A 16,101-nucleotide genomic window follows, 5' to 3' on the forward strand; every position below is an offset into this window, starting at 1 on the left:
CCCGATGCTACCTCGCCCTGCTTCCAGCGTCAGTCGTTCGCACCGCTGCACACCGTCTTCGCGCCCGCTCGGCCAGCGCCCGCCGCTGGGCTGCGTGTCGGCGTCGCTGCGCCGCTGGCTGCAGGCTCCGGGCTCGCTCACGGCCCGTCTGCGGGCCCATGGCTCGGTCACCCTCCAGGTCACCTACCAAGGGCGCCAGGCGCTGTGGCCGCAGGAGCGCGAGGCTTTGGGCACGTCAGAGGGCCATGTCCGTGAAGTGGTGCTGCGGATTGACGGGCGTCCTGCCGTCTGGGCCCGCAGTGTCACCCCCCTGTCTGCGGCGAAAGGCCCCTGGCAGGCGATGAAGGGGCTGGGCACGCGCCCGCTGGCCGAGTTGCTGTTCACGCGTCGCCACGTGCAGCGTGATCCGCTGGTGGGCGAGCGCTTGCCCCGGCACTCGCCCGAGCGCGAGCACATCGTGCGCGAATGGCAGCGCCTGGGGATGGCGGAGAGCGGCCCTGCACCGGTCTGGTGTCGGCGCTCGGTGTTTTGGCGCCGCGGGCAGCCCCTGCAGGTCCTGGAGGGTTTTGCACCCTGGGTCCCCCCCCTGATGACCCCACGCTGAACTGGATGTGCAGCAGGCACCACAGCGTCTGCGCCCCTGGCTTGTTGCCCTACACTGCCAACATGCTGTTTTCACGCCGAATCGAGCACTGTCAGGTCTGTGGCACCCCGGTGGAGCACAAAGTGCCCGCCGACGACACCCGCGAGCGCGCGGTGTGCCCTTCTTGCGGTCACATCCACTACGTCAACCCGCTCAATGTGGTGGGGACCCTGCCCGTGTGGGGTGATCAGGTCTTGCTGTGCAAGCGCAACATCGAACCGCGCAAGGGCTTCTGGACCTTGCCGGCCGGCTTCATGGAGCTGGGCGAGACGACCGATGAAGGCGCCGCCCGGGAAACCGATGAGGAAGCCGGTGCGCACATTGAGATGCAAGGGCTCTACAGCGTCTTGAATGTGGTCACGGCCGGCCAGGTGCACTTCTTCTACCGCGCCCGCCTGCTGGACACCGTTTTTTCGCCAGGCCCGGAAACGATGGAAGCCCGCCTGTTTCACGAACACGAGATTCCCTGGGCCGATCTGGCCTTCAGAACCGTGAGGATGACACTGGAGCGCTACTTTGAAGACCGCAAACGGGGGCAATTTGACATCTACTGTGCTGATCTTCGGTGAGCCTGCTTCCCATCCGTTGTCATGAACGCACCTCTGGAAAACGTTTCCGTGCCTCCCAGCGCCCCGCGCGTGCGTGATGATCTGATCAGCCCGGATCCGCTGCTCGATTGCCTGATCGAAGTGGCGCGCCTGCATGGGCAGGGAGCCACACGGGCCTCCTTGTCGGCGGGGCTGCCGCTGCAGCCGCAAGAGCCCCTGCCTTTGGCGCTGGCCGAACGCGCCGCAGCACGTGCCGGGCTGGCGACACGGGTGCAGCGCCTGGCTTTGGCGCAGATCGACGCCCTCACCCTCCCCGCCATCCTGATCTTGCAGGACAACAAGGCGTGCGTGCTGCTGGGCCGCGAAGGTGAAGCGCACTGGCGCATCCTGCTGCCCGAGACCGGCCAGGGCGCCATCACCCTGACGACCGAGGCCTTGCAGGCCCGCTTCACTGGCGTGGTGCTGTTTGCGCGTCCGCATTTCCGCTTTGACGAGCGCACGCCCGAGGTCAAGGCCACCCGTTCGGGCCACTGGTTCTGGGGCCCGGTGCTGGCTCAGCGTTTTGTGTATCGCGACGTGTTGTGGGCCGCGCTGCTGATCAACCTGTTTGCGCTGGCCTTCCCTATTTTTTCGATGAACGTCTACGACCGCGTGGTGCCCAACCACGCCACCGAGACGCTGTGGGTGCTGGCCATCGGCGTGACGCTGGTGTTGTGCAGTGACCTGTTCATCCGCCTGTTGCGCAGTCATTTTGTGGACGAGGCGAGCGCCCGCATCGACGTGCAGATTTCGGCCACGCTGATGGAGCGGGTGCTGGGCATGCGTCTGGAGAACCGGCCGCAGTCGGTGGGTTCGTTCGCGGCCAACTTGCGGGGCTTCGAGCAGGTGCGCGACTTCATCGCCTCCAGCACGGTCACGGCCCTGATCGACCTGCCCTTCGCCCTCCTGTTCGTGGGCGTGATGGCCTGGATTTCGCCCTGGCTGGTGCTGCCAGTCGTCGGGGTGTTCGTGCTGATTCTGGTCTCGGCCTATGTGTTCCAGCATCGCCTGCATGAGTTGTCTCAAAGCTCCTACCAGGCGGCGGCGCAACGCAATGCCACGCTGATCGAGAGCCTGACGGGCATCGAGACGATCAAGTCCCAGGGGGCGGAAAGCCTGATCCAGTCGCGTTGGGAGCGGGCCAACCAGTACCTGTCCGCGCTGAACGTGAAGATGCGCAGCATGTCCGCCACGGCGATGTACTCCACCGCCACGCTGCAGCAGTTTGTGTCGGTGTGCGTGATCCTGATCGGGGTGTATCTGATCTCGGAGCGGCAGTTGACGATGGGGGGCATGATCGCCGCCACGATGCTGGCGGGCCGGGCCCTGGCGCCTGCCGGTCAGATCGTGGGCCTGCTGATGCAGTACCAAGGTGCCCGCACGGCGATGACCTCGCTGGAGCAGATCATGGCGCAGCCGGTCGAGCGCCCCGAGGGCAGCCACTTTATTCAGCGCCCGGAGTTCAAGGGCGAGATCGAGTTCCGTCATGTGTCCTTCGCCTACCCGGGCCAGCAGGGCAATTCGCTGGACGATGTGAGCTTCAAGATCAACCCCGGTGAGCGCGTGGCCCTGATCGGCAAGGTGGGCTCGGGCAAGACGACGCTGCAAAAGCTGATCATGGGGCTGTACCAGCCGACCGCGGGCGCCATCTTGCTCGACGGCATCGACATGCGTCAGCTGGACCCGGCCGATGTGCGACGCAACCTGGGTTGTGTGTCGCAGGACATCACGCTGTTTTACGGCTCGCTGCGCGAGAACATCACCTTCGGGATGCCGCATGCGCGTGACGATGCCATCGTTGCGGCGGCCGACATTGCCGGCCTGAGCGAATTCGTGCAGCGCCACCCCCAGGGTTTTGACATGCCGGTGGGCGAGCGCGGCGAGTTGCTGTCTGGCGGGCAGCGCCAGGGCGTGGGCATTGCTCGGGCTGTGTTGCACAACGCACCGCTGCTCTTGCTCGACGAGCCGACCAGCGCGATGGACTTTTCGACGGAGGCCCTGGTGACGCAGCGGATGCAGGCCTTCACCGAAGGCAAGACGGTGGTGCTGGTGACGCACCGGACGTCGATGCTGTCTTTCGTGGACCGCGTGATCGTGGTCGACCAGGGCAAGATCGTGGCCGATGGCCCGCGCGAGCGCATCATGCAGGCGCTGGCAGCCGGTCGCATTTCGCGCGCAGCGTGATCAGGCCAGGAGCACAGAGATGAAGACCTTGCTCAAGATGGGCCAGAAACTGGTGGATGGGTTGGAGCGCTTGCGCGTGCGCCTGGCCCCGTGGACCGACCGCTTGCTGGACCGACTGGGCGGCACCCGGGTCACCCCGGAGGCGGCCTCGCAAGCAGGCATGCATGCCTTCGAAGTGGAAGCCGATGCGGTGATGTCGCGCAGCGCAACCTTCCGCGCCCAGACGCTGGTGCGCTCTGCCCTGCTGGTGACGGTACTGCTGATCGTGTGGGCGGCGCTGGCCGAGATCGACGAGGTCACCAAGGGCGAGGCCAAGGTGATTCCGTCGCGCCAATTGCAGGTGGTGCAGTCGCTGGACGGCGGCGTGGTGTCGCAGATCATGGTCAAAGAAGGCGATGTCGTCGAAGCGGGTCAGTTGCTGCTGAAGATTGACGAGACCCGGGCCACGTCTGGGGTGCGTGAGAGCGCGGCGCAGGTGTTTGCGCTGCAGGTCAAGCAAGCCCGCCTGAAAGCTTTGGCCGAAGGCACCAGTTTTTCCCCTCCCGAGGTGGCGGCCGACGATGCCGAAGCGCAGCGCATCGTCGACGAGGAACGCCAGTTGTATGACGCCCGACGCTCGGAATTGAGTGCCTTGATCGGCATCAGCGAGCAGCAGTTGGCGCAGCGTCGCCAGGAGTTGAGCGAAGCCCGCTTCAAGCGGGAGTCGGCTGCGCGCAGCCTCGACCTGTCGCAGCAGGAGTTGAACAAGACCCGGCCGCTGCTGGCCACGGGCGCCGTCTCAGAAGTCGACGTGCTGCGCCTGGAGCGCGATGTGACGCGCGCACGCGGCGACATGGAGCAAGCCGGCGCACAAAGCGCGCGGGCGCAGGCCGCGATCCTGGAGGCAACGCGCAAGATTCAGGAGACCGACCTGTCCTTCCGCAACGAGGTGCGCAAGGAATTGTCAGAGGTGCTGGCCCGCTTGAGTGCCTTGAACGAAGGTGCCGTGGCGCTGGTGGACAAGGTGGACAAGTCCCAGGTGAAATCGCCGGTGCGCGGTCGCGTGCAGCGGCTGCTGGCCAACACCGTGGGGGGCGTGGTGACGCCAGGCAAGGACATCGTGGAAATTGTCCCCCTGGACGACGCACTGGTGCTGGAGGCCAAGATCGAGCCGCGTGACATCGCTTTCATTCACCCGGGACAAGCAGCCACAGTGAAGTTCAGCGCCTACGACTTTTCGATTTACGGCGGGCTGGATGCGGTGGTGGAAAACATCAGCCCGGACACGGTGACGGACGAGCGCGGACAGAAGACCTTCTATGTGGTGCGGGTGCGCACCAAGGCGGCCAACTTCAGCGAGAAGATGCCGATCCTGCCGGGGATGACGGCCGAGGTGGACGTGCTGACGGGCAAGAAGACGGTGCTGTCTTACCTGCTCAAGCCCGTGCTGAAGGCGCATGCGTATGCGCTGAGGGAACGCTGACGCAAGGCTGAAGACACGGGCTGCGGGCACCGAGAAGGCGCTCAGCAAGAACTGCGCATAGGCACCCATTTCGGGTGCCTTTTGCTTATTTGGTCACAGAGAGGCGACGCTTTTGGATTTTTTGCGCGGCAGGCTCCCCGGGTCCAAGCGGCGTCGAGTCGTCGGAGTTGGACCGAACCAGGGCGCAGAGCGCCAAATGCCGAAAAGTGTTGCGTCCAGCATGAACTGCATCACGAATGCCGCACGTCAAGCACGCATACCCACCCCTCGAATAGGGTATCCTCGGATTGATACAGATGTAACAGTCAGAGGTCCGCATGTCCGTTTCCGCCCCCATTCCTGCAGGTGTTGTCTCCAAGATTGAGGGCTCGGTTGGCGTGATTCGCGCAGGCGGCAAGACCGCCAGCGCCTTGAAAGTCGGAGACGCGCTGCAACAGGGAGACGCGGTGATCGCTGCGGTGGGCGCCAGCCTCCAGTTGGCGGTAGCCGATGGCCAGTTGTGGATGACACCTGCGGACGGACTCCCTGTGGGTGAAGCCCTGAGTGTGGGCGAAGGCAGCGACGTGGCTGAAGTACGCGCGACCTTGTTGGCTCAGGGGCAGACCAATCTGGACGAAGCCATTGCGCGCTTGAATCAAACCAGCGAGGAGGATGCGCCTGCGGCTGGCTTGTCCGGTGGGGCAACCGGTGCGCTCGGCGAAGGCCTGCGCGTGGGACGGGTGCAGGAATCGGTTGGGGCACAAGAGTTTGAGTTTGGAACTGCCTTGGTGGATCCCGCGACCGAGCCCTTCCTCAGCGGGACGATCAATGGCGAAGCAACTGCTAATGCTGCTCCGGTGATCGACCCCACCAGCCCGAACTACGACCCCGCTTCCGGCAACTTCAGCGTCACCACCGACGAAGACCAGCCCGTCTCCGGTCAGGTCCTCGCCTCCGATCCGGAAGGCGGCGCGCTGACCTACGCCACGGGCACGGGCCCCGCCAACGGCTCCGTCACCGTCAACCCGGACGGCACTTGGACCTACCAGCCCAAGCCTGACTACAACGGCTCGGACAGCTTCACCGTCACGGTCACCGACCCTCAAGGCGGCGCCACCACGGTCACCGTCAATGTCGGCGTCAACGCCGTCAATGACGCACCGGTGGCCAATCCGGACAGTCTCACCGCTGTCGAAGACACCGCGGCCACCTACAGCGCCGCTCAGCTGCTGGGCAACGACACCGACATCGACAGCACCACCTTGTCCATCGCCAGCGTCACCGCTGGCAAGGGTGGCTCGGTCGTGCTCAATGCCGATGGCACCGTCACCTTCACGCCCAACGCCGATTTCACCGGCGCGGCTGACTTCACCTACACCGTCTCCGATGGCAGCCTGACGTCCGAGCCCGCCACCGTCACGGTCAATGTGGCAGCGGTCAACGATCTGCCGGTGATCGATCCGAACAGCCCGAACTACAACCCGAACTCCGGCAACTACAGCGTCACCACCGACGAAGACCAGCCCGTCTCCGGTCAGGTCCTCGCCTCCGATCCGGAAGGCGGCGCGCTGACCTACGCCACGGGCACGGGCCCCGCCAACGGCTCCGTCACCGTCAACCCGGACGGCACTTGGACCTACCAGCCCAAGCCTGACTACAACGGCTCGGACAGCTTCACCGTCACGGTCACCGATCCCCAAGGCGGCACCACCACCGTCACCATCAACGTCGGCATCACCCCCGTGGACGATGCCACCGTTGTGGTCAACGACACCGCCTCGGTCGACGAGGACAGCGCCGTCGTCATCGACGTGCTGGCCAACGATGCCGACATCGACTCGGCCAAGAGCCCGGTGGCCAGCATCACACAGGGCAGCAACGGTACCGTCGTCATCAACACCGACGGCACACTGATTTACACGCCCAAGGCCAATTTCAGCGGTGCGGACAGCTTCACCTACACCAACGCAGAGGGCAACACCGCCACGGTCAACGTCACGGTCAATCCCCTCAACGACAAGCCGGTGGTCGACCCCACCAGCCCGAACTACAACCCGAACACCGGCAACTACAGCGTCACCACCGACGAAGACCAGCCCGTCTCCGGCAAGGTCCTCGCATCCGACGCCGATGGCGACACGCTGAGCTATGCACCTGGCACGCCGCCAACCAACGGCTCCGTCACCGTCAACCCGGACGGCACCTGGACCTACCAGCCCAAGCCTGACTACAACGGCTCGGACAGCTTCACCGTCACGGTCACCGATCCCCAAGGCGGCACCACCACCGTCACCATCAACGTCGGCATCACCCCCGTGGACGATGCCACCGTTGTGGTCAACGACACCGCCTCGGTCGACGAGGACAGCGCCGTCGTCATCGACGTGCTGGCCAACGATGCCGACATCGACTCGGCCAAGAGCCCGGTGGCCAGCATCACACAGGGCAGCAACGGTACCGTCGTCATCAACACCGACGGCACACTGATTTACACGCCCAAGGCCAATTTCAGCGGTGCGGACAGCTTCACCTACACCAACGCAGAGGGCAACACCGCCACGGTCAACGTCACGGTCAATCCCCTCAACGACAAGCCGGTGGTCGACCCCACCAGCCCGAACTACAACCCGAACACCGGCAACTACAGCGTCACCACCGACGAAGACCAGCCCGTCTCCGGCAAGGTCCTCGCATCCGACGCCGATGGCGACACGCTGAGCTATGCACCTGGCACGCCGCCAACCAACGGCTCTGTCACCGTCGGCACCGATGGCGCCTGGACCTACACGCCCAACCCCGACTACAACGGCTCGGATAGCTTCACCGTCACGGTCACCGACCCCCAAGGCGGCGCCACCACCGTCACCGTCAATGTCGGCGTCAACGCCGTCAATGACGCACCGGTGGCCAATCCGGACAGTCTCACCGCTGTCGAAGACACCGCGGCCACCTACAGCGCCGCTCAGCTGCTGGGCAACGACACCGACATCGACAGCACCACCTTGTCCATCGCCAGCGTCACCGCTGGCAAGGGTGGCTCGGTCGTGCTCAATGCCGATGGCACCGTCACCTTCACGCCCAACGCCGATTTCACCGGCGTGGCTGACTTCACCTACACCGTCTCCGATGGCGCCCTGACCTCCGAGCCCGCCACCGTCACGGTCAATGTGGCACCGGTCAACGATCTGCCGGTGATCGATCCGAACAGCCCGAACTACAACCCGAACTCCGGCAACTACAGCGTCACCACCGACGAAGACCAGCCCGTCTCCGGCCAGGTCCTCGCCTCCGATCCGGAAGGCGGCGCGCTGAGCTACGCTGCGGGCACGGGCCCCTCCAACGGCTCCGTCACCGTCAACCCGGACGGCACCTGGACCTACCAGCCCAAGCCTGACTACAACGGCTCGGACAGCTTCACCGTCACGGTCACCGACCCCCAAGGCGGCGCCACCACGGTCACCGTCAATGTCGGCATCACCCCGGTGGACGATGCCACCGTCGTGGCCGGTGACACTGCCTCGGTCGACGAGGACAGCTTCGTCATCATCGACGTGCTGGCCAACGACTCCGACATCGACTCGGCCAAGAGCCCGGTCGCCAGCGTCTCCCAGGGCAGCAACGGCACCGTCGCCATCAACGCCGACGGCACCCTGACCTACACGCCCAAGCCCAATTTCAGCGGCGCAGACAGCTTCACCTACACCAACGCCGAGGGCAACACCGCCACCGTCAGCGTCACGGTCAAGCCGATCAACGACGTGCCGGTGGTCAATGACCCCAGCTCCAGCTACAACCCCACCACGGGCAGCTACAGCGTCACCACCGACGAAGACACGCCCGTCTCCGGCAAGGTCATCGCCTCTGACGCCGATGGCGATGCGCTGAGCTATGCCCCGGGCACCCAGCCGACCAACGGCACCGTCTCCGTCAACCCGGACGGCACCTGGACCTACCAGCCCAATCCTGACTACAACGGCAACGACAGCTTCACCGTCACGGTCTCCGACTCCAAGGGCGGCACCACCACCGTCACCGTCAACGTCGGCATCACCCCGGTCGACGATGCCACCGTCGTGGCCGGTGACACTGCCTCGGTCGACGAGGACCGCTTCGTCATCATCGACGTGCTGGCCAACGACTCCGACATCGACAGCACCAAGAGCCCGGTCGCCAGCGTCTCCCAGGGCAGCAACGGCACCGTCGTCATTAACGCCGACGGCACCCTGACCTATACGCCCAAGCCCAATTTCAGCGGCGCAGACAGCTTCACCTACACCAACGCCGAGGGCAACACCGCCACCGTCAGCGTCACGGTCAAGCCGATCAACGATGCACCGGTGGTCAATGACCCCAGCTCGAACTACGACCCCGCTTCGGGCAGCTACAGCGTCACCACCCCAGAGGACCAGCCGGTCTCCGGCCAGGTCGTGGCCTCTGACGCCGATGGCGATGCGCTCAGCTATGCCCCGGGCACCCAGCCGACCAACGGCACCGTCTCCGTCAACCCGGACGGCACCTGGACCTACCAGCCCAACCCTGACTACAACGGCTCTGACAGCTTCACCGTCACGGTCTCCGACTCCAAGGGCGGCACCACCACCGTCACCGTCAACGTCGGCATCACCCCGGTCAACGATGCACCTATCGTTACGTCGGACAGCGCAACCATCCTCGAAGACACTGTGGCGACAGGAAACGTGCTGAGCAACGACAGCGACGTCGAAGGCAGTGCGCTCACGGTCACGCAGTTCTCGGTCAATGGGACAAATTACGCTGCAGGCAGCGTTGCCAACATCGCTGCGGCTGGCACGATCACGATCAATTCCAACGGTGACTACACCTTCACTCCAGCACCCAACTGGAGTGGCTCGGTCCCATCTGTGATCTACACGGCTGCCGATGGTTCGGGCACCAGCACGGGCCTGCTTGCCTTGAAAGTCACACCAGTCGCCGATGTGCCTACCATCAACGCCATCAACAACATACACATGTTGTTGGAGGGCAATACAACCATCTCGACAGGCGCTTCAGACACCACCGTGCAACGATACGAGGAGGGTGCAGGCGTCTCACAAGCGAACCTGGAGCTCGAACTGGGTGTCGCCAGTGGCTACCTCGACAACCGATTTGACCCCAAGGGCCTGAACGTCACCGATCCAGGCTTCGTCAACATCATTGACGGGAAAGTCTCAGAGTCGCACTTCAGCCTGCACACGGGTACAACGGTCACTTGGGACTATTCCTTTACCAATGGCGAAGACGACACTTCCGAAGTGTCCAGAGGCTTCAATGACGTCGTCGTGCTGTTGGTCACGGATCCGCTGGGCAACAAGCAATCCATCTTGGTGGACTCGTCAGAAGCCAAGTTCCCGCAGAGGACCTCGAGTAGCTCCTTCAGCTACACCTCCACCATGGATGGAAGCCACACCTTCCAATGGTTGGTCTTGAACAGCGGAGACAGCTACAAAGACTCTTCCCTGTCCCTCAACAACCTGCATTTCAAACTGGCAGGCGACGCCACTCGCTACACGGTGCCTGTGGAGTTGCCCATCATTGCAGCGCTGCGAGATACCGATGGCTCCGAGGCGCTGACTGTCACCATTGGCGGCGTACCTGCGGGAATCAAGTTTGATGCGGGCACGAACAATGGCGATGGCACCTGGACCTTTACGGCTGCCCAAATCGCAGACCTGCATCTCTTGGCCCCTGAAAATTACCAAGGAACGTTGAACCTCACTGTCACAGCCACTTCGACAGAAACAGCGACAGGTGAGACCGCCAGCGCATCACAAAACTTCAGCGTCACCATTGCGGAGACCACGAACACTTACACGACGAGTGGAGAGGACAGCCAAACCATCAACGGGACAAGCAGCAACGATCTGCTCCGAGGCTACGCTGGCAATGACACCATCAACGCTGGCGCCGGCAACGATATCGCTTACGGTGGTGCTGGGGCAGACACCCTGAACGGCGATGCCGGGAACGACGTGCTTTACGGAGGTGTCGGAAACGACAAGCTCAATGGTGGACTGGGTCACGATAAGTTGGTCGGAGGCAAAGGCAACGACACCCTGACTGGAGGCGATGGCAACGACGTCTTCCGCTGGGAGTTCAGTGATGCTGGCACGGCTGGCAACCCATACAACGACGTCATCACCGACTTCAACACCGCGGCCCTGTCCGCTGGGGGCGATGTGCTGGATCTGCGCGACCTGCTGCAAGGCGAGCTGCACGCCGGCACGAACGTTGGCAACCTCGACAGTTTCCTGCGCTTCGAAACTGTGGGCAGCAACACCCTGCTGCACATCAGCAGCACCGGAGCCTACGGATCGGGTGGCTACACACCATCCAAAGACGACCAGACCATCACCCTGCAGGGCGTTGATCTGAGCAACAACAACTCGCTCACCAGCGATCAGATCATTCAAAACCTGCTCGCAGCGGGCAAGCTCATCACGGACTGACGCTTGAAGTAGAAGTCGCCAACAAGAACGGCCCCTTCGGGGGCCGTTGCTCATGGTGCCCTTGAGCGGCCAAGGGGTCACTCACAGCTTCATCACCGGCCCTGTCAAACCATCCAACCCCAACTGGAACAACACCGGCACATCCGCCCCCTCACTCACCCCTTCGGCATAAACCTGCAGGCCCAGGCCATGCAGCATGCCCACGGTGGCCTGCACGAACGCCGCTCGCGCCGCGTCACGCGACACGCCCTGGATCACAGACGCATCCAGCTTCACATAGTCCAGCCCGGCCTCGAACAGGAACTCGATGCGCGTCAGGCGCTCGCCCGCGTGCTCCAGCCCAATGCGCGCGCCCAGGGGTCGCAGCTGCTTGCACAACTCCCGCACCAACTCGAACCGCTCCACGGCTGCGCTCTCGGCCACCTCCAGCCACAGCAAGCGTGTGGCCTTGGGAGCGGCCATCAACAAGGCGCGTACGCGCGGCACAAAGCCACTGTCCAGCAAGGATGCCGGCGACACGTTGACACCCCGAGGCACCTGATCTTTGGCAATCGCCTCCAAGGCCAGGGTCACAGCCAACGCATCAATCTGGGACATCAGTGCCGTACGCAGTGCCATCGGCAACCAGGTCGATGCCACTTCATACGCCCCACCGCGCTCAAGCTGCAGGCGCAAAGGACACTCGTGGTGCACCAGCTTCCCTGCACGGTCAATCACCGGGAAGACCACCAAACGGCCCCGACGTTCGCTCAAGGCTTCCTGCAGACTCAGGCGCCAGCCATCCTCGCCCAGCGCCTGTGCGACGCCCTCGTCGCTGTGCCCCATCTCCACGGCAAATGGGCCCCGTGCCTCCGCACGCGCCAGCGCCGAATCTGCTGCAGCCAGCACCTGGGGCTCTGACATGCCGCGCGTCCACGTCACACCGCCTAGGGTGAACGAGGCATCCACGCCCTCGTCCTTGAGCACGTTCTGCCAAGCTTTCACACACACCTCGGGAGCCACAGCCCGCAAGGCATCCACCCCCAACACGCACACGGCAAAATCACCACCGTTCAAGCGCCCCACACTGGCCCCGCTTGATGACTGTGTCGCTTCCGTCAGGGCCTGCCCCAACTTCTGCAACAAGGCATCGGTCTGCATGTGGCCCAGGCTGTGATTCAAGCCCTGCAGATCACTCACCCGCAGGAAATACAAGACGCCGGCGCCAGCCCCTTCCTCGTTCCGCAGGGCACTGGCCAGTTGAGTCATGAAATGGGCGCGGTGCGACAGCCCCGTCAGCGGATCGCAGTGCGCCTGCTTGCGCAGCGTCTCCACCTGCGTGGCCTGCTCGTCAAACAGCGTCTTCAAGCGCAGCACCACACCGTTCATGGCCTGAGACAGGCGCGCCAGCTCCGGCACCCTGGGCTCCTTGACCGTGATAAAGCGGCGCTCCATCAGCGCCTGCGCCTGGCCCACCGTCGCCTCCAGAGGTTGACGGATGCCCCGCACCCCGAAGGTGGCCAGCACGCCAGAGATGCCACCCAACAAGGCCAGCCAGCCCGCTGTCTTGAGCGCCCCCTCCCACAACTGCGCGTGGGCAAAGGCCGAATGGCTCACCACCTCCACCGAACCCAGCGCACGCCAGCCATCCGACACCTGCGCCACACCCGGCGCAGACACCACGGGCATCAGGTCCACGAACCACGCGGGCACTGCCGACTGCTTGCTACCGGCATCTGACTCCTGATTGAACACCACCTTGCCCCTGGCGTCCTTCAAGGTGATCCGCTGGTAATAGCCCGTGTCAAACATGGCCATGACCGCCAGCTCCATCGCAATGGCATCGCCTTTTTGCTGCGACAGGTTCAAGGCCAAGGCCTGCGCGTTGTCAGCATTCTTCATGCGCAACTGCGTCTCCAGGTAGCCCTGCGATGAAGCCATCCACACCCCAAAGCTGCCCAGAAACGCCAGCAACAGCGTCCCCAGCAGCAGCAACCAGATCTGACGAATCAATGACATACCTGCACCATCCTCACCACCAGCCTTCGGCTTTGGCTTTCGTTAACATGTCGCGCCAGCGTGACAAACGGGCCGAGGGGTCACCGGCGCTCGCCGCACCCACCCCTTGCCACATGCCTTCGGCGTTGAAACTGAACACGGGCTTGAGATCCGGCCGGCGCGAAGCCGGGCGAATGTCGCCCAACAAGTTGTCGAGAATCAGCGGCTCGGCCAGCGGATCTCGGTAATAGGCCAACACCATGTGGGCCTGCGTCACCGCACCGATCTGCGCACGCACATACACCAGACGCAGCTTCGCGCTGGGCACCCCGGCCGCCATCAGGGCAAAGTACTTGGCAATCGCAAAGTCCTCGCAATCGCCCTGCCCCCGGTTCATCATCTCCAGCGGCGAAGCCCAGTAATCGAGCTGCCCCCAGACATCCTTGTCATCGCGAAACTGAATGGCACGGTTGAAGAAGGTGTTCACCCCCTTGAGCCGGGTCTCTTCTTCCAAGGCCTGCGCCTCCACGATCTCCTGAGCCAGCACCTGAGCACGCGCGATGGCCGATGGCCCCATGCGCTGGGCGTGCGTCAACATGCGCTCCGCCATCCAGGCATGGCTACCAATGCCCGCCCACACCAGCCCAACGGCGAGCAGGGCTGGCCGCACGCACCGCCGCACGATCGTCCACCCACGATCCCAGCAACAAAGCGACAGCAAAAAAGAAGTCACATGCAAACGGAGAACTCGGCCAGGTTGTGCATTCCAAAGCATTCCCCCCCATTCTGGTGGGGAGGGGTCAACGCCCAATGGTGTAAGTGCTTGTAAGCAATAATTGATGCCAGAATGTCCAAATCATGACACAAGCACCCTGGTGTCATGGAGCAGCCAAGCAGCCGTAAGGGCAGATTGGCGGTGTTTGCGCACGAGAAACAGAGGATTACGTGAACCATAAAACGATCAAGCTGAGCCTGTCTTCGCTGAGTCTGGCCATCCTGTCCGTCACTGCCCATGCGCAGAGCACGCAACCCACCGGTCTCGCCGCTGCCGTACAGCAGGCCATCAACAACAATCCCGACGTCACCGCCCGCTTGAACGCCTTGCGCGCCGCGGCCAACGAGGTGGATGTGGCCCGTGGCCAATATCTGCCCAGCGTGGACCTCAGCGCCAGCGTCGGCCGGGACAACGACCGCATCACTTCGCGCACCCCGGCTTCGCAAAGCCTGAGCCGCACCGGCCTGGCCCTGAGCGCCAGCCAGATCCTGTGGGACGGCCTGGCCACCAGCAAGGAAGTCTCCCGCCTGGGTCACGCCCGCCTGACGCGCTACTTCGAGTTCCTGGGCGCCACCGAAGAGACGGCCCTGGAAGCCACGCGTGCCTACCTGGATGTCGAACGCTATCGCAAGCTGGTGAGCCTGGCCGAAGACAACTACGTCCAGCACAAATACGCTTTCGACCAACTGCAGACGAAGTTCAAGGCGGGTGTGGGCCGCGGCGTCGATGCCGAACAAGCCAATGCCCGCCTGGCCCTGGCCGAATCCAACCTGACGACCGAGCAGGCCAACCTGCACGATGTCAGCGCCCGCTATCTGCGCATCGTGGGCGACCTGCCTCCGGCCAGCACGGCTGGGGTCGACAACCAACTGCTGTCCAAGGGCATCCTGTCCGCCAACGTCGACACCATCAACCAGGCCCTCGCCAAGCACCCCAGCATCAGCGCCGCCATTGAGAACCTGCGTGCCGCCCAGGCCCAGGCCCAGGGTGCCGAAAGCCGCTACCAGCCCACCGTCGAAGCGCGCGTGCGCACCGGCGTGGGCAAGAACTTCGACGGCGTCCAGGACCAAAAGCGTGACAGCTCGGCCGAGATCCTGCTGAACTGGAACCTCTTCAACGGTGGCAGCGACAAGGCCCGCGTGCGCCAATACGCCGACCTGCTCAACCAGGCCGCCGACCAGCGTGACCGCGCCTGCCGCGATGTGCGCCAGACCGTCGCCATTGCACACAACGACATCCGCAAGCTGCAAGACCAATTGGTGGCCCTGGACCGCAACGTGCTGGCCATCGAGAAAGCCCGCGACGCCTACCGTCAGCAGTTCGACATCGGTCAGCGCAGCCTGCTGGACCTGCTCAACGCCGAGAACGAGCTCTACACCGCCAAGCGCTCGTACGCCAACGCCGAATCCGACCTGCAACTGGCCTACGCACGCACCCAGGCGGCCCGCCACAGCCTGACCAGCACGCTGGGCCTGTCGCGCGAAGCCGATGGCACACAAGAACTGGTTCAAGACTGGCAAGCCGCCGACGACGCGGCACAGCGCTGCCCCGTCACCGCCGTCGACGTGAAGGCCACCAGCCTGAGCGAGCTCGATACCCGTGCCCGCAAGCTGGCCGTCCCCACGCTGGCGCCCGCCCCCGTGGTGGCCGCCCCCCCTGCACCCGCCCCCGCCGCGACACCGGCCGTGTCCAGCGTTCAGCAACGCCTGCGTGACTGGGCCGACACCTGGATGGCCAAGGATGTGGACGGCTACCTGAACTTCTATGCCAAGGAGTTCACCCCCACCCGCAGTACCTCTGCCAAATGGGTCCAGGAGCGCCGCCGTCTGGTCAGCAAGACCGGCCCAATCGAGCTGACGCTCGACAACATCCAGACGCAGGCTGTGGGTGACACCGTCGTGACGCGCTTCAACCAGAAGTACAACTCCAGCAACTACAAGGACGCCAGCGTCAAGGTCCTGACATGGAAGCAGATCGACGGCAAGTGGGTCATCATCAAGGAAAGCAACCGCTGATCACGCTCTGAC

8 protein-coding genes are annotated in these 16,101 nt (G+C 64.0%); 6 read left to right on the forward strand and 2 right to left on the reverse strand.

The features are described 5' to 3' along the window. Positions 1 to 4: 4 nt before the first annotated feature. The 5 genes from RBT42_RS06920 to RBT42_RS06940 all read left to right on the forward strand — a co-directional run bounded on the left by RBT42_RS06920 (position 5) and on the right by RBT42_RS06940 (position 11,322). Positions 5 to 604, forward strand: a complete 600-nt coding sequence (locus RBT42_RS06920) for a chorismate--pyruvate lyase family protein (RefSeq protein ID WP_320363461.1) — start codon at positions 5 to 7, stop codon at positions 602 to 604. A 62-nt stretch (positions 605 to 666) separates the two neighbouring features. After that, the gene (locus RBT42_RS06925; RefSeq protein WP_320363463.1) at positions 667 to 1,212 is read left to right on the forward strand and encodes an NUDIX hydrolase; all 546 of its coding nucleotides are present in this window, start codon (positions 667 to 669) and stop codon (positions 1,210 to 1,212) included. Between the two features lie 21 nt (positions 1,213 to 1,233). Continuing rightward, complete coding sequence (locus tag RBT42_RS06930; RefSeq protein WP_320363465.1) at positions 1,234 to 3,414, forward strand: type I secretion system permease/ATPase; 2,181 nt, start codon at positions 1,234 to 1,236, stop codon at positions 3,412 to 3,414. A gap of 19 nt (positions 3,415 to 3,433) precedes the next feature. Then, complete coding sequence (locus tag RBT42_RS06935; RefSeq protein WP_320363467.1) at positions 3,434 to 4,876, forward strand: HlyD family type I secretion periplasmic adaptor subunit; 1,443 nt, start codon at positions 3,434 to 3,436, stop codon at positions 4,874 to 4,876. A 317-nt stretch (positions 4,877 to 5,193) separates the two neighbouring features. Beyond that, on the forward strand, positions 5,194 to 11,322 hold the full coding sequence (locus tag RBT42_RS06940) for a tandem-95 repeat protein (RefSeq protein ID WP_320363469.1): 6,129 nt from the start codon (positions 5,194 to 5,196) through the stop codon (positions 11,320 to 11,322). Between the two features lie 81 nt (positions 11,323 to 11,403). On the opposite strand, the gene RBT42_RS06945 is transcribed toward RBT42_RS06940, so the two are convergent. Both RBT42_RS06945 and RBT42_RS06950 read right to left on the reverse strand, forming a co-directional pair. Next, positions 11,404 to 13,320, reverse strand: a complete 1,917-nt coding sequence (locus tag RBT42_RS06945; RefSeq protein ID WP_320363471.1) for an EAL domain-containing protein — start codon at positions 13,318 to 13,320, stop codon at positions 11,404 to 11,406. Between the two features lie 13 nt (positions 13,321 to 13,333). Beyond that, the gene (locus tag RBT42_RS06950; RefSeq protein ID WP_320363472.1) at positions 13,334 to 13,897 is read right to left on the reverse strand and encodes a transglutaminase-like cysteine peptidase; all 564 of its coding nucleotides are present in this window, start codon (positions 13,895 to 13,897) and stop codon (positions 13,334 to 13,336) included. A gap of 347 nt (positions 13,898 to 14,244) precedes the next feature. Between RBT42_RS06950 and RBT42_RS06955 the strand changes: the two genes are divergently transcribed. Beyond that, on the forward strand, positions 14,245 to 16,089 hold the full coding sequence (locus RBT42_RS06955; RefSeq protein ID WP_320363474.1) for a TolC family outer membrane protein: 1,845 nt from the start codon (positions 14,245 to 14,247) through the stop codon (positions 16,087 to 16,089). The last annotated feature ends 12 nt before the right edge of the window (positions 16,090 to 16,101 follow it).

The organism is Aquabacterium sp. (genome assembly GCF_034003525.1).
In the GTDB taxonomy this organism is placed as follows: domain Bacteria; phylum Pseudomonadota; class Gammaproteobacteria; order Burkholderiales; family Burkholderiaceae_C; genus Aquabacterium.

Bases quoted from the DNA above. Each gene is read 5' to 3' on its own strand.
- RBT42_RS06920 (WP_320363461.1), top strand. From the start codon at position 5: ATGCTACCTCGCCCTGCTTCCAGCGTCAGTCGTTCGCACCGCTGCACA.
- RBT42_RS06925 (WP_320363463.1), top strand. From the start codon at position 667: ATGCTGTTTTCACGCCGAATCGAGCACTGTCAGGTCTGTGGCACCCCG.
- RBT42_RS06930 (WP_320363465.1), top strand. From the start codon at position 1,234: ATGAACGCACCTCTGGAAAACGTTTCCGTGCCTCCCAGCGCCCCGCGC.
- RBT42_RS06935 (WP_320363467.1), top strand. From the start codon at position 3,434: ATGAAGACCTTGCTCAAGATGGGCCAGAAACTGGTGGATGGGTTGGAG.
- RBT42_RS06940 (WP_320363469.1), top strand. From the start codon at position 5,194: ATGTCCGTTTCCGCCCCCATTCCTGCAGGTGTTGTCTCCAAGATTGAG.
- RBT42_RS06945 (WP_320363471.1), bottom strand. From the start codon at position 13,320: ATGTCATTGATTCGTCAGATCTGGTTGCTGCTGCTGGGGACGCTGTTG.
- RBT42_RS06950 (WP_320363472.1), bottom strand. From the start codon at position 13,897: ATGTTGACGCACGCCCAGCGCATGGGGCCATCGGCCATCGCGCGTGCT.